Below are 16,036 nucleotides of genomic sequence, written 5' to 3' on the forward strand. Positions count from 1 at the left end.
CCACCGGAAAGCCGCATGCTCGACAGCCTGCTCATCCTCCTCTTCCCCTTCCTCCTCCTCGCCTGCTTCCTGCTCTACTGGGCCGGGGCCCGGCACGCCTATCTGCGTCGGCCGCAGGCCGAGGCCGGTGACCCCGCCGCCCTCGACTGGCACTTCTTCGTGCCGTGCCGGGACGAGGAGGCCGTCGTCGGGGCCACCGTCGGGCAGCTGCGCGCCGACTTCCCGGCCGCGCACGTGTGGGTCGTCGACGACGACAGCGACGACCGGACCGGGCTGATCGTCGCCGCGCTCGCGGAGGACGACCGCCGGGTCCACCTCGTACGCCGGGTGCGCCCCGAGGCCCGTACCGGCAAGGGCGACGCGCTGAACGCCGCGTACGACCAGCTCGGGGAGTTCCTTTCGCGGGGCGCCGACCGCGACCGGGTCGTGGTGTGCGTCGTGGACGCCGACGGGCGGCTCGACCCGCGCGCCCTGGACGTGGTCTCGGGCCCGACCGCGTTCGGGGACCCGGAGGTCGGCGGGGTGCAGGTCAGCGTGCGGATGCGGAACGTGGACGACCCGCGCCCGCTGCCCGAGCGCGGCCGTCTCGCCAACGCGTTCGCGCGGCTCCTGGTCCGCGTCCAGGACATGGAGTTCGCCGTCTCCAACGCCGGGATGCAGCTGCTGCGCGGCCGTACCGGCTCGGTCGGCCTGGGCGGCAACGGCCAGTTCACCCGGCTCTCCGCGCTCGACCGGATCGCGGACGCCGAGCGCCGCCCGTGGCAGCGCGGCGCGCTCCTGGAGGACTACGAGCTCGGCCTCCACATGATCCTCGCGGGCTTCCGCATCACGCACATGGCCGACACCTGGGTCTCCCAGGAGGGCCTGCCGCACGCCCGCCGGCTGCTCACCCAGCGCACCCGCTGGGCGCAGGGCAACTTCCAGTGCGTGCGCTACGCCCCGCGCATAGTCTCGTCCCGCCACTACAGCGGCCGGGGCGTGCTGGAGACGCTGTACACCTTCTGCCAGCCGGTCGCGCATCTGCTGACGCTCGCGCTGAGCGTGGCGATGCTGGTCCTGGGCGGAGTCGGCTCGCTCGTCCTGTGGCCGCTCACGCTGGTGCTCGCGGCCCTGGCCATCTGCCCGTTCGTGCTGTGGGGGCCGGTGTACCGGCGCGACCACGCCCCGGACGCGTCCCGGCTGACGGCGGTGCTGTGGGGGGTGGCGCTGTGGCTGTACGCGTACCACCTGTTCATCGTCTCGGCCCGCGCCTTCGTCCGCATGGCCCGAGGCCGCAACGGCTGGGCCAAGACCCGCCGCAACGCGGAACCCCTCACGACGGGCCCGGTGGCCCTGGAGGCGTAACCCATGCCCCCGCGCCCCAGAGGGGCGCGGGGAACGGTGCGACCAGCCACAGCGGACCCGCGGCCGAAGTCACCGCACGCAGGCGGTCACCGGCGACCCTTCGGGTCCAGCAGTCCCGCCTTGCGCAGGGCGTCCGCCATCGCCCCGTTCGCCGGGGGCGGCGGCGACTGGCGGCCACCACGATTGCGGTCGCCACCGCCCCGCTGCTGCTGGCGCTGCTGAGGCGGCCGCCCCTCCCGCTTCGGCCCACCGCCCGAGGTGTCGTCGTCCAGCCGCAGCGTCAGCGAGATCCGCTTGCGCGGCACATCGACGTCCATGACCTTCACCTTGACGATGTCGCCCGGCTTGACCACCTCGCGCGGGTCCTTCACGAACTTGTTCGACAGCGCCGAGACATGCGCCAGCCCGTCCTGGTGCACGCCGACGTCGATGAACGCGCCGAACGCCGCCACGTTCGTGACCACGCCCTCCAGGACCATCCCGGGCTCCAGGTCGCCGATCTTCTCGACGCCCTCCTTGAAGGTCGCCGTCTTGAAGGCGGGCCGCGGGTCGCGCCCCGGCTTCTCCAGCTCGCGCAGGATGTCGGTGACCGTCGGCAGACCGAAGGTCTCGTCCACGAAGTCGTCCGGCCGCAGCGACCGCAGCACCGACGTGTTGCCGACCAGCGCCGCGACCTCGCTGCCCGCCGTCTTCACCATCCGCCGCACCACCGGATACGCCTCGGGGTGCACACTCGACGAGTCCAGCGGGTCGTCGCCGCCGCGGATCCGCAGGAAGCCCGCGCACTGCTCGTACGCCTTCGGGCCAAGGCGTGCCACGTCCTTGAGCGCCTTGCGGGAGCGGAAGGGGCCGTTGGCGTCGCGGTGCGCCACGATGTTCTCGGCGAGTCCGGCACCGATGCCGGAGACGCGCGAGAGCAGCGGCGCGGACGCGGTGTTGACGTCCACCCCCACCCCGTTCACACAGTCCTCCACGACCGCGTCGAGGGAGCGCGAGAGCTTCACCTCGGAGAGGTCGTGCTGGTACTGGCCGACGCCGATCGACTTGGGGTCGATCTTCACCAGCTCGGCGAGCGGGTCCTGGAGGCGGCGGGCGATGGAGACCGCGCCGCGCAGCGACACGTCCATGTCCGGCAGCTCCTGCGAGGCGAACGCCGACGCCGAGTACACCGAAGCGCCCGCCTCGGAGACCATCACCTTGGTGAGCTTCAACTCGGGGTGCTTGGTGATCAGTTCACCGGCCAGCTTGTCGGTCTCGCGGGACGCCGTGCCGTTGCCGATGGCGACCAACTCGACCGCGTGCTCCTTGGCGAGCGCCGCCAGCTTGGCGAGCGCCTGGTCCCACTTGTTCGCCGGGACGTGCGGGTAGATCACGTCCGTCGCGACGACCTTGCCCGTGGCGTCCACGACGGCGACCTTCACGCCCGTACGGAACCCGGGGTCGAGCCCGAGGGTCGCGCGCGTGCCGGCCGGGGCGGCGAGCAGCAGGTCGCGCAGGTTCGACGCGAAGACCCGCACCGCCTCGTCCTCGGCGGCCGTGCGCAGCCGCAGCCGCAGGTCGATGCCGAGGTGGACCAGGATCCGGGTGCGCCAGGCCCAACGGACGGTGTCCGCCAGCCACTTGTCGCCCGGGCGGCCCCGGTCCGCGATGCCGAAGCGGCGCGCCACCATGTTCTCGTACGCCGAGGGGCCGGGGGCGGCCGCCTCCTCCGGGGAGCCCTCGGGCTCCAGGACGAGGTCGAGGACGTCCTCCTTCTCGCCGCGCAGCATCGCCAGGGCCCGGTGCGAGGGGAGCGCGGTGAACGGCTCGGCGAAGTCGAAGTAGTCGGCGAACTTGGCGCCCGCCTCCTCCTTGCCCTCGCGCACCTTCGCCGCGAGGCGGCCCTTGGTCCACATCCGCTCGCGCGCCTCGCCGATCAGGTCGGCGTCCTCCGAGAACCGCTCGGTGAGGATGGCGCGGGCGCCCTCCAGGGCCGCCGCCGGATCGGCGACGCCCTTGTCCGCGTCGACGAACGCGGCCGCGGCGGCGAGGGGCTCCACCGACGGGTCGGTGAGCAGCCCCTGCGCCAGCGGCTCCAGGCCCGCCTCGCGCGCGATCTGCGCCTTGGTGCGCCGCTTGGGCTTGAAGGGCAGATAGATGTCCTCAAGGCGCGCCTTGGTGTCGGCGGCGCGGATCTGCCGCTCCAGCTCCTCGGTGAGCTTGCCCTGCTCGCGTACGGAGTCGAGGACCGCCGTGCGGCGGTCCTCCAGCTCGCGCAGATACCGCAGCCGCTCCTCCAGGGTGCGCAGCTGGGCGTCGTCGAGCATCTCGGTCGCTTCCTTGCGGTAGCGCGCGATGAACGGCACGGTCGACCCGCCGTCGAGCAGCTCGACGGCGGCCTTCACCTGCCGCTCCCGTACGCCGAGTTCCTCGGCGATCCTGCCTTCGATGGACGTCGTCACGATCCCGTACCGCCTTCTCGCAGAGCCTGAAGGCGCCATTGTGGCAGGCGGCACCGACAACCGGCGGTCAGGCCTTGCCGGTGAGGTCGGCCGGGAAGGCGCCCGCCGCCACCGCCGCCATCAGGAAGCCCCGGGCCAATTCGGTCAGCCGGTCCACGCCCTCCGCACCGAGCAGTTCGTACGGGGCGAGGTCGAGCCGGTCGGTGCGGTCCTCGACCTCGGCGCGCAGGGCGGTGCCCGCCTCGGTCAACTCGCCCTCGGCGTCCAGGATCCCGCGCTCCCGCAGCCGTGCGGAGGCCGCCTCCCAGTCCGCGCGCCGCCAGCCGCGCGAGCCCAGGACCCAGCGCGGCGCCATGCCCTTGCCGGTGGCGGTGTGGCTGACCAGCGCCTCCAGCGGGTCGAGGCCGGCGTCGAGCAGCGCCATGAGGTGGCCGTCGCCCCGGTGCTCGCGCAGCAGCGTCGCCGCGTGCCAGTACGCCAGGTGCGGCTCCTCGGGCACCGGCAGGTCGGCGTGGGCGGCGTACAGCGGCCGGGCGTGCCGGGTGCAGCCCTCGGTGGCCCGCAGCGCGAGCCGGGCCGCCTCGGCCATCTCCGGCGAGGCCACGGCGGCGTCGCCGAGCAGTCGCCGCAGGGTGCGGTCGGCGGCCCGCAGCCGGGCGTCGAGGACCGCCTCGGGGGAGACGATGTCCCAGACGGCGGGCACGTGCCGGGCGACCAGCTCGTGGTTGAAGTTGTAGAACGTGGCGGTGATCGTGCCGGGGCCGACCGCGCCGAACGCGGCGGCGCGCCCGGCGAAGTAGGCGGCCCGCTCGTCCTCGACGCCGAGCGCCTTGAGCTCCTCGGTGTAGTCGGGGGAGAAGTAGACGGTCGAGTGCAACGGGTTGACGGAGTTGTGGCAGCGGCGGCCGGCGCGCGGCGGGAGAGACGTCATACCCGCAGGTTACCGACTGGTCGGTACGGCGTGAAGCCCCGGGACGGACGCGCCATGGCAGGAAAGGTGGGGTGCTCGTCATTGCGGACACCGCGGGCGCCCCGAAGAATCGTGGACATGGCACAGCGAACCGTCCTCATCGTCCTCTTCGAGGGCGTCCAGAGCCTGGACGTCACCGGCCCCATGGAGGTCTTCACCGGAGCCGGCCAGCTCGCCGAGGCGGTCGGCGAGGAGTACCGCGTCCGCACCGCCTCGCTGGACGGCGGCCCGGTCCGCAGCTCCAGCGGGCTCGTCCTGGTCCCCGACTTCGCACTGGTGCGGGCGCCCGGGCCGCACACCCTGCTGGTGCCGGGAGGCCGCGGCACCCGCGCCCCGGACCCGGCCCTGATCGGCTGGCTGCGCGAGCACGGGCCCCGGGCCGAGCGGCTGGTCTCGGTCTGCACCGGGGCCGAGCTCCTCGCGGCGGCCGGGCTCCTCGACGGGCGCCGCGCGACCACCCACTGGGCGTACTGCGAGTCCCTGGCGCGCCGGCACCCGAAGGTCACCGTCGAGCCCGACCCCATCTACGTACGCGACGGGAACGTGGCTACCTCGGCGGGCGTGACGGCCGGCATCGACCTCTCGCTCGCGCTCGTCGAGGAGGACCTGGGGCGCGAGGCCGCGCTCACCGTGGCCCGGCACCTGGTGGTGTTCCTGCGCCGCCCGGGCAACCAGGCCCAGTTCAGCGCCCAGCTCTCGGCCCAGACCGCTCAGCGCGAGCCGCTGCGCGAGGTCCAGCACTGGATCACCGAGCACCCCGGCGGGGACCTCTCGGTGGAGGCGCTGGCGGCCCGCGCCCGGCTCTCGCCGCGCCACTTCGCCCGCGCCTTCCAGGCCGAGACCGGCACCACGCCCGGCCGCTATGTCGAGCGCGTCCGCGTCGAACACGCCCGGCGTCTGCTGGAGGACACCGCCGACGGAGTCGAGGAGATCTCCCGCGCCTGCGGCTACGGCACCCCGGAAGCCATGCGCCGTGCCTTCCTCAAGTCCCTGGGAACGCCTCCCACCGAGTACCGGCGCCGGTTCCACCCCGCCGGCTGACCCACCGTCCGCACCACCCCGAGAGGAACCCGATGCAGATCGCCATCCTGCTCTACGACCGCTTCACCGCCCTGGACGCCATCGGCCCGTACGAGATGCTCTGCCGCCTTCCCGACACCGAGACGGTCTTCGTCGCCGAGCAGGCCGGGCCCGTGATCAACGACAGGGGCGGTCTGCACGTCGTGGCGCAGAAGAGCCTCGACGAGGTGCGCACCCCGGACGTCGTGGTCGTCCCGGGCGGCCCCGGCACCCGGGAGGCCCTCGGCAACGAGGCCCTGACCGGCTGGCTGCGCGCCGTCGACGCCACCACCACCTGGACGACGTCGGTGTGCACCGGCTCGATGCTGCTGGCGGCGGCCGGGCTGCTGAAGGGCCGGCGCGCCACCACGCACTGGCTCGGCTACGACGCCCTGGCCGCGCTGGGCGCCGAGCCGACCGGCGAGCGGGTGGTCACCGACGGCAAGTACCTCACCGCCGCCGGGGTCTCCTCCGGCATCGACATGGGGCTCACCCTGGTCGGCCGCCTCGCGGGCGACGAGTTCGCGCAGGCCGTGCAGCTGCTGACGGAGTACGACCCGCAGCCGCCCTACGACGCGGGCTCCACCAGCAAGGCCCCGGCCGAGCTGGTGGCCCGGCTGAGGTCCGGGGGCCACCCCGTCGTGAGCGACTAGCCCGGGTCAGCCCGACGCGGTCCAGCCGAAGCGCGGGGTCCTGCGCTCCAGGAACGCGGCGACGCCCTCGGCGGTGTCGCCGCTGCCGCGCGCCTGCTCCCCCCAGTGCGCGTCCCGGTCGGTGCGGCCGTCGGCGAACTCCTTGGCCGCCGCCTGGGTCAGCTGGGAGCGGGTGGTGAGGACCCGGGTGAACTCGGCGACCCGCTTGTCCAGTTCACCGGCCGGGAGCACCTCGTCCACCAGGCCGGTCCGCAGCGCCCGCGCCGAGTCGATCAACTCGGCCGAGAACAGCAGGTACTTGGCGGTCGACGGCCCCACCAGGGCGGTCAGGCGCCGGGTGGAGGAGGAGGCGTAGACGATCCCCAGCTTGGCGGGCGTGATCCCGAACGAGGCGCCCTCCTCCGCGAAGCGCAGGTCACAGGCGGCCGCGAGCTGGCAGCCGCCGCCTACGCAGTAGCCGCGCACGGCGGCCAGCGTCGGCTTGGGGAAGGCGGCGAGCGCCTCCTCGGCCGCCACCGCGAGCGCCTGGGGGTCCTCGCCCGGCCCGGGCGCGCGCAGCGAGGAGATGTCGGCGCCCGCACAGAACGTCGGCCCGGCGCCGGTCAGCACCAGGGCCCGTACGCCCCGGTCGGCGGCCAGCTCGTCCAGCAGCGGCGGCAGCGCCCGCCACATCCCGGCCGTCATCGCGTTGCGCTTGGCGGGGTTGCTGATGACGACGGTGGCCACCCCGTCCGCCACGGTGTGCTCCAGCTGCGGCTCCATGCGCCGGATGCTATCCGGGCGGGCCGCTCCTATGATCAAGAGGGGGCCGACCGGCGAGACCACTGGGAGACGCTGATGGCCGCACCCGCGTCCGCACGCGACAGCAGGAAGCTCCGGCGCAGTTTCGGACGGCTGACCGTCCTCGGCGCGGTCCTCGCGCTCGCGGGCCTGGTCGGTCTCGTCTACACAGGCGTGGCGACCCTCACCTCGATGCTCCTGTTCGGCTGGCTGCTGCTGGTGGGCGGTGTGGTCGGTCTCGCGCACGCGATCCAGTCGCGCGGCGCCAACTTCTTCTGGCTCGGCGTGGTGGTCGCGGCCCTGAACATCGCGGCCGGTGTGGTGGTCATCCGCCGTCCCGAGGGCTCGGCCGAGGCGCTGACGATGTTCGCCGCGCTGCTCTTCCTCACCGGCGGGGTGTTCCGGCTCGCGGGAAGCGTGGTGGTGCGCGGGCCGCAGATGGGCTGGACGCTGGTGCAGGGCGCCTTCGGCGTGCTGCTCGGGGTGCTGGTGCTGGCGAGCTGGCCGAGCAGCAGCCGCTATGTGATCGGCTGCTTCTTCTCGCTCGGCCTGCTCTTCGACGGCCTCGGCCTGATCGCGCTGGGCGTCGGCGGGCGGCGCATCGTGGGCCTGGTCACGGAGGCGGCGGCGGAGAACGACCTCCGGGAGGCCGAAACCGTACCGCAGACACCCCCGCAAGCCGTGGCAAAGCCGTCAGATAGCGATCAGGGGCGTCTGGCGAAGTGACATCGGCGGACGATTGTGATCAGAAGGCGTCGATACGCGCTGACTTCTGTTCAGTCGCCCGGTCCGGACCATCCCACTCCCCACTCTCGTTACCAAGAGCCTGACAGCCGAGTGCGAGGGTGGTGCCGGAACATGGAGATCCGCGGGAGCGTGCCACCCGACGCCGCGCCGGCCAGGCCGTTCCCGTACGAGGGAGTCTGGCGCTTCACCGCCCCCGCGGTGGACGCCTCGGTCCCACAGGCCCGGCACGCCGTACGCGACCTGCTCCGCCGGCAGGGCGTGCCGGTCCACGACGACCTCGTCCAGGGCCTGCTCCTGATCGTCTCCGAGCTGGTGACCAACGCGGTCAAGCACGCGGCCCTGCTCTCCCCGCAGGTGGCCGTGGAGGTCGCCATCGGCGCCGAGTGGATCCGGGTCTCGGTGGAGGACAACCACCCCTACCGCCCCAAGGCGCTGGAGACCGACTACGCGCAGACCGGCGGGCGCGGGCTGCTGCTGGTACGGGAGATCACCTGTGAGGCGGGCGGGGCCTGCGACGTCGAGCAGACCGCGAGCGGCGGCAAGATCATCTGGGTGGCCCTGCCGCTGGCCCCGGTCTCCGGCGCGGTCACCAGCCCGCGGCAGGCCCTGTGAGCTCTCTGACCGCGGGCCGGGCCGCGTCCAGGACCGTCATGAACCACGCGGAGAAGGTGGCCCGCTCGTGCAGCGCGGTCAGCTCCTGCGGCGAGACGAAGGCGGTCTCGTAGACCTCCTCCGGGTCCGGCCGCACCGGCGACTGCACCAGACCGACGAAGAGGTGGTTGTACTCCTGCTCCACCAGGCCCGAGTCCGGGTCCGGGTGGTTGTAGCGGACCGTGCCCGCCTCGGCGAGCAGCGAGGGCGAGACGCCCAGCTCCTCGTAGGTGCGCCGGGCGGCGGCCGCGAAGGGGGACTCGCCGGGGTAGGGGTGCCCGCAGCAGGTGTTGGACCAGACGCCGGGGGAGTGGTACTTGCCGAGCGCGCGGCGCTGGAGCAGCAGCTTGCCCGCCGGGTCGAAGAGGAAGACGGAGAACGCCCGGTGCAGTCTGCCGGGGGCCTGGTGGGCGGAGAGCTTCTCCGCGGTGCCGATGGTATTGCCGCTCTCGTCGACCAGTTCGAGCAAGATCTCTTCGGCGGTCCCGTTCGACGAGCTGTTCGCCGTAGTGGCTGGTGTGGTCGGCATAACCATCCTTCGCTTCGGTCCTCGGCTGCCAAGTCTGCCGTACAAAAGCGGCGTGTCCGCACTTCGACGGGCGGCGCATGTCCGTAATGCGTCGGGTGCGCGACACCACCGAAGCAGGGATCGTGCCCAGCCTCACCGGCCCGGAATCATCGAACGTGTGAGCGATAAGAAGTGTTCGGACCCCACGCCGGTCAGTGGCAGAGCCCGGCCTCGTGGGCCGCGTGGCCGCTCGGCTCCAGCTGGAAGGTGCAGTGCTCCACGTCGAAGTGGTCACCCAGGCAGCCCTGCAGGTCGTGCAGCAGCTTCTCGTGGCCCACCGAGTCCAGGGCCTCCTGGCTGACCACCACATGGGCCGAGAGCACCGGCATCCCCGAGGTGATCGTCCAGGCGTGCAGGTCATGGACGTCCTCCACGCCCGGCAGGGCCACGATGTGCGCCCGCACCTCGCCCATGTCGACGCCCTTGGGCGCGGCCTCCAGGAGCACGTTCAGCGTCTCCCGCAGTAGCTTCACCGTACGCGGGACGATCATGAGGCCGATCACCAGCGAGGCGATCGGGTCGGCTGCCTGCCAGCCGGTCGTCATGATGATCGCGGCCGAGAGCAGCACGGCCACCGAGCCGAGCGCGTCCGCGACCACCTCCAGGAAGGCGCCGCGCACGTTCAGGCTCTCCTGCTGGCCGCCGACCAGGAGCGAGAGCGAGACCATGTTGGCGACCAGGCCGATCAGGCCGAAAACGATCGTCGTCGGACCCGAGGTGGCGGCCGGCTCGACGAACCGCTGGACCGCCTCGTACAGGACGTATCCACCGACGCCGAGCAGCAGCAGACAGTTGGCGAGCGCGGCCAGGATCTCGGCCCGGGCGTAGCCGAACGTCCGGTTGTGGCCGGCCGGGCGGTTGGCGAAGTGGATGGCGAGCAGCGCCATCGCGAGCCCGAGGGCGTCCGTCGCCATGTGCGCCGCGTCCGCGACCAGCGCCAGCGAGTCCGCGAGCAGCCCGCCGACGATCTCGACCACCATCACGCCCAGCGTGATGCCCAGGGCCACCCGCAGCCGCCCCTTGTACGCCGCGGCAGCCGTCCCGGTGGGCGGCGGCCCGCCGTGCGTGTGTCCGTGGTCGTGCCCAGCCCCCATGGAAGGCCACCTCTCAGACTCTTGGCATGGTTGTGCGATCTGCGTACGAGGGGTCAGTGAACTACGGGCGGGGGGTATCGGGCAACACGGCACTGAACACCGTTGTCATGTGCCCTGACCTGCGGAAACGTCCTTGATGCGACGCGCGTGCGCCATTCGTACAGGCGTCGCAGGTCAGGGCGGTGCGCGACCGGCCGCGGCGGCGTGGAGCCCCGGGCCCGCCGGACGGGGGGCGGTTTGTGGGGCGCGGCCTTGATCGACGATGATGATCCACGCGGCAGCCCCTGCCGCACGGGCCCGTTCGGGGCGTAAACAGGCGGTGAACTCCCGGTTCCACGCATCCGATAGCCTCCCGATAGCCTCTGCCGACGCGCCGCCCGCCGCTTGATTCCGGGCCGGCCTCGGACATCAGCCATGCCAGCTCCAAGGAGTGAGTTCGTCTGTCGACCGCCATCCTGACCGGCCTGCCGGTCCCCGGGTCGCAGCTCGGGCCCGAGCTGCGCTCGCTGGGCTTCGACGTACGGTCCGCCCAGCGGCCCGAGGACCTGCCCGGCCTGCTCGCCGAGGTCCCGCCCGGTGAGCGGGTCGCCCTGGTCGACCCGTCCTTCGTGGGCCACACCCACGCCCTGCGCCTCGCACTGACCGACCCCCGCTTCCCGGCGGCGGCGGTCACCGGTGCCCTGGCGGTCCAGGCGGAGGCCCGCCCCGCGCTCGCGCGCACGCTCGCGGACCTCGCCGGGCCCGCCGCGCCCGCCGGCGCGGTCGCCGTGGACGCCCCGGCCACCGCCACCGGCGCCCTCACCGACCGCGTCGCCGCCGCCCTGGCGGACGGCGGCGTCGCCGTGCACCGCCCCGAGCTCGGCTCGCTGGTGGCCACCGTGCCCGCCGGGCCCGAGGCCGCCTTCGCCGCCCGCAAGGCCGTGGACGCGGTGGACGACGAGGCGGTGCGGCTGCGTACGGCCGTGAAGTCCCGCGACGGGTTCTTCACCACCTTCTGCATCAGCCCGTACTCGCGCTACCTCGCCCGCTGGTGCGCGCGCCGGGGCCTCACCCCCAACCAGGTCACCACCGCCTCGCTGCTCACCGCGCTGATCGCGGCCGGCTGCGCGGCGACCGGCACCCGGGGCGGCTTCGTCGCGGCCGGCGCGCTGCTGCTCTTCTCCTTCGTGCTGGACTGCACCGACGGGCAGCTCGCCCGCTACTCGCTCCAGTACTCCACGCTCGGCGCCTGGCTGGACGCGACCTTCGACCGGGCCAAGGAGTACGCGTACTACGCGGGCCTGGCGCTCGGCGCGGCGCGCGGCGGCGATGACGTGTGGGCGCTCGCGCTCGGCGCGATGGTGCTCCAGACCTGCCGCCACGTCGTGGACTTCTCGTTCAACGAGGCGCACGTCGTGGGCACTGATGCCACCGCCAACACCAGCCCCACCGCCGCCCTCTCCGGCAGGCTCGACTCGGTCGGCTGGACGGTCTGGGTGCGCCGGATGATCGTGCTGCCGATCGGTGAGCGCTGGGCGATGATCGCGGTCCTGACCGCCGTCACCACCCCCCGCACCGTCTTCTACGTGCTGCTCATCGGGTGCGCGTTCGCGGCGACCTACACCACGGCCGGCCGCGTGCTGCGCTCGCTGAGCCGCCGGGCGACCCGTACCGACCGGGCCGCTCAGGCGCTCGCGGAGCTCGCCGACAGCGGGCCGCTGGCGGAGGTCTTCGCCAAGGTGGCGCCGATCAGGAAGGGCGCCTGGACCGCGCCCGTCCTCGCCCTGCTCGGCGCGGCGGCGGTGGTGGGCGCGGCCCTCACCCAGGACCTCGACGGCCCGTACGTCGTGGTGGGCGCGGCGCTGTACGCCGTGTTCGCGGGAGCCGCCGTGAGCCGCCCCCTCAAGGGCGCCCTCGACTGGCTGGTGCCGCCCTTCTTCCGGGCCGCCGAATACGGCACGGTCCTGGCCCTCGCGGCCCGCTCCGAAGTGAACGGGGCCTTGCCCGCGGCCTTCGGACTGGTGGCGGCGGTCGCCTACCATCACTACGACACGGTCTACCGCATCAAGGGCGGCTCCGGCGCGCCGCCGCGCTGGCTGGTGCGCCTGACCGGCGGCCACGAGGGGCGGACGCTGGTGGTCGCGGTGCTCGCCGCGGCCCTCGCCACCCGCGGCACGGACCTCACCCTGGCGCTCACCGCCCTCGCGGTGGCCCTCGCGCTCCTGGTGGTCGTGGAGTCCATCCGCTTCTGGGTGTCCTCCGGAGCACCCGCAGTACATGACGAAGGAGAAACGGCATGATCGGCCTCGTACTCGCAGCCGGTGCAGGACGGCGTCTGCGCCCCTACACCGACACGCTCCCGAAGGCCCTCGTGCCCGTCGACGGCGACACCACCGTCCTCGACCTCACGCTCGGCAACTTCGCCGAGGTGGGTCTCACCGAGGTCGCGATCGTCGTCGGCTACCGCAAGGAAGCCGTGTACGACCGCAAGGAAGCCCTTGAGGCGAAGTACGGCGTCAAGCTCACGCTGATCGACAACGACAAGGCCGAGGAGTGGAACAACGCCTACTCCCTGTGGTGCGCGCGTGAGGTCCTGAAGCAGGGCGTCATCCTCGCCAACGGCGACACCGTGCACCCGGTCTCCGTCGAGCGGACGCTGCTCGCCGCGCGCGGCGAGGGCAAGAAGATCATCCTCGCCCTGGACGCGGTCAAGCGGCTCGCGGACGAGGAGATGAAGGTGATCACCGAGCCCGGCAAGGGCGTGCGGCGCATCACCAAGCTGATGGACCCGGCCACCGCCTCCGGCGAGTACATCGGCGTCACCCTCATCGAGCCCGAGGCCGCCGAGGAGCTCGCGGACGCCCTCAAGGCCACCTTCGAGCGCGACCCCGACCTCTACTACGAGGACGGCTACCAGGAGCTCGTCGACCGCGGCTTCACCGTCGACGTGGCCCCCATCGGAGAGGTCTCGTGGGTCGAGATCGACAACCACGACGACCTCGCGAAGGGCCGTGAGATCGCGTGCCAGTACTGACCCGGCTCATCCCGTCGCCGGTCGTCGTCGACATCAGCCGGGGCGCCCTGGACGATCTGGCGGGCCTCCTGGCCGACCAGCGGATCTCGGCCTCCGGCAAGCTGGCGATCGCGGTCAGCGGCGGCTCGGGCCAGGCGCTGAGCGAGAAGCTGGCGCCGGTGCTGCCGGGCGCCGACTGGTACCCGGTCGCGGACGGCACCATCGACTCGGCCGTGCAGCTCGGCGACGACATCAAGGGCAAGCGGTACGACGCGGTCGTCGGCCTCGGCGGCGGCAAGATCATCGACGTGGCGAAGTACGCCGCGGCGCGGGTCGGCCTCCCCATGGTCGCGGTCGCCACCAACCTCTCGCACGACGGCATCTGCTCGCCGGTCTCGATCCTGGACAACGACAACGGCCGCGGCTCCTACGGCGTGCCCACGCCCATCGCCATGGTCATCGACCTCGACGTGATCCGCGAGGCCCCGGTCCGGTTCGTCCGCTCGGGCATCGGCGACGCGATCTCCAACATCTCCGCGATCGCGGACTGGGAGCTCTCGCACCAGGTCAACGGCGAGCCGGTGGACGGTCTGGCCGCGGCCATGGCCCGTACCGCGGGCGAGTCCGTGCTGCGCCACCCCGGCGGGGTCGGCGGCGACGAGTTCCTCACCGTCCTGTCCGAGGCGCTGGTGCTCTCCGGCATCGCCATGTCGATCAGCGGCGACACCCGCCCCTCGTCCGGCGCCTGCCACGAGATCAGCCACGCCTTCGACCTGCTCTACCCCAAGCGCTCCGCGCTCCACGGCGAGCAGGTCGGCCTCGGCGCCGCCTTCGCGATGCATCTGCGCGGCGCCGCGGAGCAGTCCGGTCTCTTCACGGAGGTGCTGCGGCGGCACGGCCTGCCGGTGCTTCCGCAGGAGATCGGCTTCTCCGCCGACGAGTTCGTCCGGGCGGTGGCCTACGCCCCGCAGACCCGGCCGGGCCGTTTCACGATCCTGGAACACCTCAACCTGTCCGCAGACCAGATCAAGGACGCTTACGCCGACTATGCAAAAGCCATCGGTAGCTGAACTCCGCCCGGTCGTGCACCCTCCGGGCGTCAAGGACCGGCGGAGCGGCGAGCACTGGGGCGGCCGGCTCTACATGCGCGAGGTCTCCCTGCGCGTCGACCGGCACCTGGTGACCACCCGGGTCACGCCCAACCAGCTGACCTATGTGATGACCGTCGCCGCCGCCTTCGCGGCCCCGGCCCTGCTGGTGCCCGGGATCTGGGGCGCCGTGCTCGGCGTGGTGATGGCCCAGGTCTATCTGCTGCTCGACTGCGTCGACGGCGAGGTCGCCCGCTGGAAGAAGCAGTACTCGATGGTCGGCGTCTACGTGGACCGGGTCGCCGCCTACGTCCTCGACGCCGCGGTCCTGGTCGGCTTCGGGCTGCGCGCCGCCGACATCTGGGGCACCGGCCGCATCGACTGGCTGTGGGCCTTCCTCGGCACCCTGGCCGCGCTCGGCGCCATACTGATCAAGTCCGAGACGGACCTGGTCGGCGTCGCCCGCCACCAGCAGGGCATGCCGCCCGTCAAGGAGGCGGCGGCCGAGCCGCGCTCCTCCGGCATGGCGCTGGCCCGCCGGGCCGCCGGAGCGCTCAAGTTCCACCGGCTCGTCATGGGGATCGAGGCGACGCTGCTGATCCTGGTCCTGGCGATCGTCGACCACGTCCGCGGCGACCTGTACTTCTCCCGGCTCGGCGTCGCCGTGCTCGCGGGCATCGCGCTGCTGCAGAGCGTGCTGCACCTGGTGTCCATCCTCGCCTCCAGCAGGCTCAAATGAGTGCCCCGCTGAAGGTCGGCGCGGTCGTCATCACCATGGGCAACCGCCCCGAGGAGCTGCGCGCGCTGCTCGACTCGGTCGCCAAGCAGGACGGCGACCCGGTCCAGGTCGTGGTGGTCGGCAACGGCGCTCCGGTCCCGGACGTCCCGGCGGGTGTACGGACCGTGGAGCTGCCCGAGAACCTGGGCATCCCCGGCGGGCGCAACGTCGGCATCGAGGCGTTCGGCCCGTCCGGCGCCGAGGTCGACATCCTGATGTTCCTCGACGACGACGGTCTGCTGGCGAACAGCGACACGGCCGAGCTGTGCCGCCGGGCGTTCGCCGCCGACCCCGAGCTCGGCATCGTCAGCTTCCGCATCGCCGACCCGGAGACCGGGGTCACCCAGCGCCGCCACGTGCCGCGGCTGCGCGCCTCCGACCCGATGCGCTCCTCGCGCGTGACGACCTTCCTGGGCGGCGCCAACGCCGTACGGACGAAGGTCGTCGCGGAGGTCGGCGGGCTGCCGGACGAGTTCTTCTACGCCCACGAGGAGACCGATCTGGCCTGGCGGGCGCTGGACGCCGGCTGGATGATCGACTACCGCGCGGACATGGTCCTGTACCACCCCACCACGGCGCCGTCCCGGCACGCGGTCTACCACCGGATGGTGGCCCGCAACCGGGTCTGGCTGGCCCGGCGGAACCTGCCGGCCCTGCTGGTCCCCGTCTATCTGGGGGTCTGGATGCTGCTCACGCTCGCCAGGAAGCCCTCCGGGCCCGCCCTCAAGGCGTGGTTCGGCGGCTTCAAGGAGGGCTGGACCACTCCCTGCGGACCGCGCCGTCCGATGAAGTGGCGCACGGTCTGGCGGCTGACCCGGCTGGGCCGACCGCCCGTCATCTGACACTCTCGGGTCTGAGCTGCATCGGGTCT

General features: G+C 72.8%; 15 protein-coding genes. 10 read left to right on the forward strand and 5 right to left on the reverse strand.

The window, feature by feature from the left end; all coding sequences use genetic code 11:
- Positions 1 to 15 precede the first annotated feature (15 nt).
- Positions 16 to 1,344, forward strand: coding sequence for a glycosyltransferase family 2 protein (locus A8W25_RS28435; protein ID WP_067166645.1), 1,329 nt, complete (start codon positions 16 to 18; stop codon positions 1,342 to 1,344).
- Between the two features lie 86 nt (positions 1,345 to 1,430).
- Here the strand turns inward: A8W25_RS28435 and A8W25_RS28440 are convergent, their stop codons facing one another.
- The gene (locus A8W25_RS28440) at positions 1,431 to 3,824 is read right to left on the reverse strand and encodes a Tex family protein (RefSeq protein WP_199831847.1); all 2,394 of its coding nucleotides are present in this window, start codon (positions 3,822 to 3,824) and stop codon (positions 1,431 to 1,433) included.
- A gap of 28 nt (positions 3,825 to 3,852) precedes the next feature.
- Positions 3,853 to 4,716, reverse strand: coding sequence for an SCO6745 family protein (locus A8W25_RS28445; RefSeq protein ID WP_067166647.1), 864 nt, complete (start codon positions 4,714 to 4,716; stop codon positions 3,853 to 3,855).
- A 117-nt stretch (positions 4,717 to 4,833) separates the two neighbouring features.
- Between A8W25_RS28445 and A8W25_RS28450 the strand changes: the two genes are divergently transcribed.
- Both A8W25_RS28450 and A8W25_RS28455 read left to right on the forward strand, forming a co-directional pair.
- Positions 4,834 to 5,796: a GlxA family transcriptional regulator gene (locus A8W25_RS28450; RefSeq protein WP_067166648.1), complete on the forward strand. Its 963-nt coding sequence runs from the start codon at positions 4,834 to 4,836 to the stop codon at positions 5,794 to 5,796.
- A 32-nt stretch (positions 5,797 to 5,828) separates the two neighbouring features.
- Complete coding sequence (locus A8W25_RS28455) at positions 5,829 to 6,467, forward strand: DJ-1/PfpI family protein (protein ID WP_067166651.1); 639 nt, start codon at positions 5,829 to 5,831, stop codon at positions 6,465 to 6,467.
- 6 nt (positions 6,468 to 6,473) lie between these two features.
- Here the strand turns inward: A8W25_RS28455 and A8W25_RS28460 are convergent, their stop codons facing one another.
- Positions 6,474 to 7,229, reverse strand: a complete 756-nt coding sequence (locus tag A8W25_RS28460) for an enoyl-CoA hydratase/isomerase family protein (RefSeq protein ID WP_067166653.1) — start codon at positions 7,227 to 7,229, stop codon at positions 6,474 to 6,476.
- A gap of 75 nt (positions 7,230 to 7,304) precedes the next feature.
- Here A8W25_RS28460 and A8W25_RS28465 point away from each other — a divergent pair, with 75 nt between their 5' ends.
- Together A8W25_RS28465 and A8W25_RS28470 are read left to right on the forward strand one after the other, a co-directional pair.
- Complete coding sequence (locus A8W25_RS28465; protein WP_067166654.1) at positions 7,305 to 7,973, forward strand: HdeD family acid-resistance protein; 669 nt, start codon at positions 7,305 to 7,307, stop codon at positions 7,971 to 7,973.
- Positions 7,974 to 8,105: 132 nt separating this feature from the next.
- On the forward strand, positions 8,106 to 8,606 hold the full coding sequence (locus A8W25_RS28470) for an ATP-binding protein (RefSeq protein WP_067166655.1): 501 nt from the start codon (positions 8,106 to 8,108) through the stop codon (positions 8,604 to 8,606).
- Here the strand turns inward: A8W25_RS28470 and idi are convergent.
- Both idi and A8W25_RS28480 read right to left on the reverse strand, forming a co-directional pair.
- Complete coding sequence (gene idi, locus A8W25_RS28475; RefSeq protein ID WP_067166656.1) at positions 8,581 to 9,174, reverse strand: isopentenyl-diphosphate Delta-isomerase; 594 nt, start codon at positions 9,172 to 9,174, stop codon at positions 8,581 to 8,583. The two genes, A8W25_RS28470 and idi, sit on opposite strands and share 26 nt — an antisense overlap.
- 191 nt (positions 9,175 to 9,365) lie before the next feature.
- The gene (locus tag A8W25_RS28480; protein WP_067166657.1) at positions 9,366 to 10,307 is read right to left on the reverse strand and encodes a cation diffusion facilitator family transporter; all 942 of its coding nucleotides are present in this window, start codon (positions 10,305 to 10,307) and stop codon (positions 9,366 to 9,368) included.
- Between the two features lie 440 nt (positions 10,308 to 10,747).
- Between A8W25_RS28480 and A8W25_RS28485 the strand changes: the two genes are divergently transcribed.
- From A8W25_RS28485 to A8W25_RS28505, 5 genes are read left to right on the forward strand one after another with little or no spacing between them, the layout of a single operon-like run.
- Entirely contained in the window at positions 10,748 to 12,586 is a 1,839-nt protein-coding gene (locus tag A8W25_RS28485; RefSeq protein WP_067166659.1) for a DUF5941 domain-containing protein, read from the forward strand.
- Positions 12,583 to 13,320, forward strand: a complete 738-nt coding sequence (locus tag A8W25_RS28490) for a sugar phosphate nucleotidyltransferase (RefSeq protein WP_067166660.1) — start codon at positions 12,583 to 12,585, stop codon at positions 13,318 to 13,320. Before A8W25_RS28485 ends, A8W25_RS28490 begins: the two co-directional genes overlap by 4 nt.
- The gene (locus tag A8W25_RS28495) at positions 13,308 to 14,369 is read left to right on the forward strand and encodes an iron-containing alcohol dehydrogenase family protein (RefSeq protein WP_067166663.1); all 1,062 of its coding nucleotides are present in this window, start codon (positions 13,308 to 13,310) and stop codon (positions 14,367 to 14,369) included. The genes A8W25_RS28490 and A8W25_RS28495 overlap by 13 nt, the downstream gene beginning before the upstream one ends.
- The gene (locus A8W25_RS28500; protein WP_067167359.1) at positions 14,347 to 15,126 is read left to right on the forward strand and encodes a CDP-alcohol phosphatidyltransferase family protein; all 780 of its coding nucleotides are present in this window, start codon (positions 14,347 to 14,349) and stop codon (positions 15,124 to 15,126) included. Before A8W25_RS28495 ends, A8W25_RS28500 begins: the two co-directional genes overlap by 23 nt.
- Entirely contained in the window at positions 15,123 to 16,007 is an 885-nt protein-coding gene (locus A8W25_RS28505; protein ID WP_067166664.1) for a glycosyltransferase family 2 protein, read from the forward strand. The genes A8W25_RS28500 and A8W25_RS28505 overlap by 4 nt, the downstream gene beginning before the upstream one ends.
- The last annotated feature ends 29 nt before the right edge of the window (positions 16,008 to 16,036 follow it).

The sequence above is a fragment of the Streptomyces sp. ERV7 genome, assembly GCF_001653515.1.
In the GTDB taxonomy this organism is placed as follows: domain Bacteria; phylum Actinomycetota; class Actinomycetes; order Streptomycetales; family Streptomycetaceae; genus Streptomyces.

What these genes read in the sequence shown, in the direction of transcription:
- A8W25_RS28445 (WP_067166647.1), bottom strand. Translation starts at nt 4,716, where the DNA reads ATGACGTCTCTCCCGCCGCGCGCCGGCCGCCGCTGCCACAACTCCGTC.
- A8W25_RS28505 (WP_067166664.1), top strand. Translation starts at nt 15,123, where the DNA reads ATGAGTGCCCCGCTGAAGGTCGGCGCGGTCGTCATCACCATGGGCAAC.
- A8W25_RS28440 (WP_199831847.1), bottom strand. Translation starts at nt 3,824, where the DNA reads ATGGCGCCTTCAGGCTCTGCGAGAAGGCGGTACGGGATCGTGACGACG.
- A8W25_RS28470 (WP_067166655.1), top strand. Translation starts at nt 8,106, where the DNA reads ATGGAGATCCGCGGGAGCGTGCCACCCGACGCCGCGCCGGCCAGGCCG.
- A8W25_RS28450 (WP_067166648.1), top strand. Translation starts at nt 4,834, where the DNA reads ATGGCACAGCGAACCGTCCTCATCGTCCTCTTCGAGGGCGTCCAGAGC.
- A8W25_RS28455 (WP_067166651.1), top strand. Translation starts at nt 5,829, where the DNA reads ATGCAGATCGCCATCCTGCTCTACGACCGCTTCACCGCCCTGGACGCC.
- A8W25_RS28500 (WP_067167359.1), top strand. Translation starts at nt 14,347, where the DNA reads ATGCAAAAGCCATCGGTAGCTGAACTCCGCCCGGTCGTGCACCCTCCG.
- A8W25_RS28490 (WP_067166660.1), top strand. Translation starts at nt 12,583, where the DNA reads ATGATCGGCCTCGTACTCGCAGCCGGTGCAGGACGGCGTCTGCGCCCC.
- A8W25_RS28435 (WP_067166645.1), top strand. Translation starts at nt 16, where the DNA reads ATGCTCGACAGCCTGCTCATCCTCCTCTTCCCCTTCCTCCTCCTCGCC.
- A8W25_RS28465 (WP_067166654.1), top strand. Translation starts at nt 7,305, where the DNA reads ATGGCCGCACCCGCGTCCGCACGCGACAGCAGGAAGCTCCGGCGCAGT.
- A8W25_RS28460 (WP_067166653.1), bottom strand. Translation starts at nt 7,229, where the DNA reads ATGGAGCCGCAGCTGGAGCACACCGTGGCGGACGGGGTGGCCACCGTC.
- A8W25_RS28480 (WP_067166657.1), bottom strand. Translation starts at nt 10,307, where the DNA reads ATGGGGGCTGGGCACGACCACGGACACACGCACGGCGGGCCGCCGCCC.
- idi (WP_067166656.1), bottom strand. Translation starts at nt 9,174, where the DNA reads ATGCCGACCACACCAGCCACTACGGCGAACAGCTCGTCGAACGGGACC.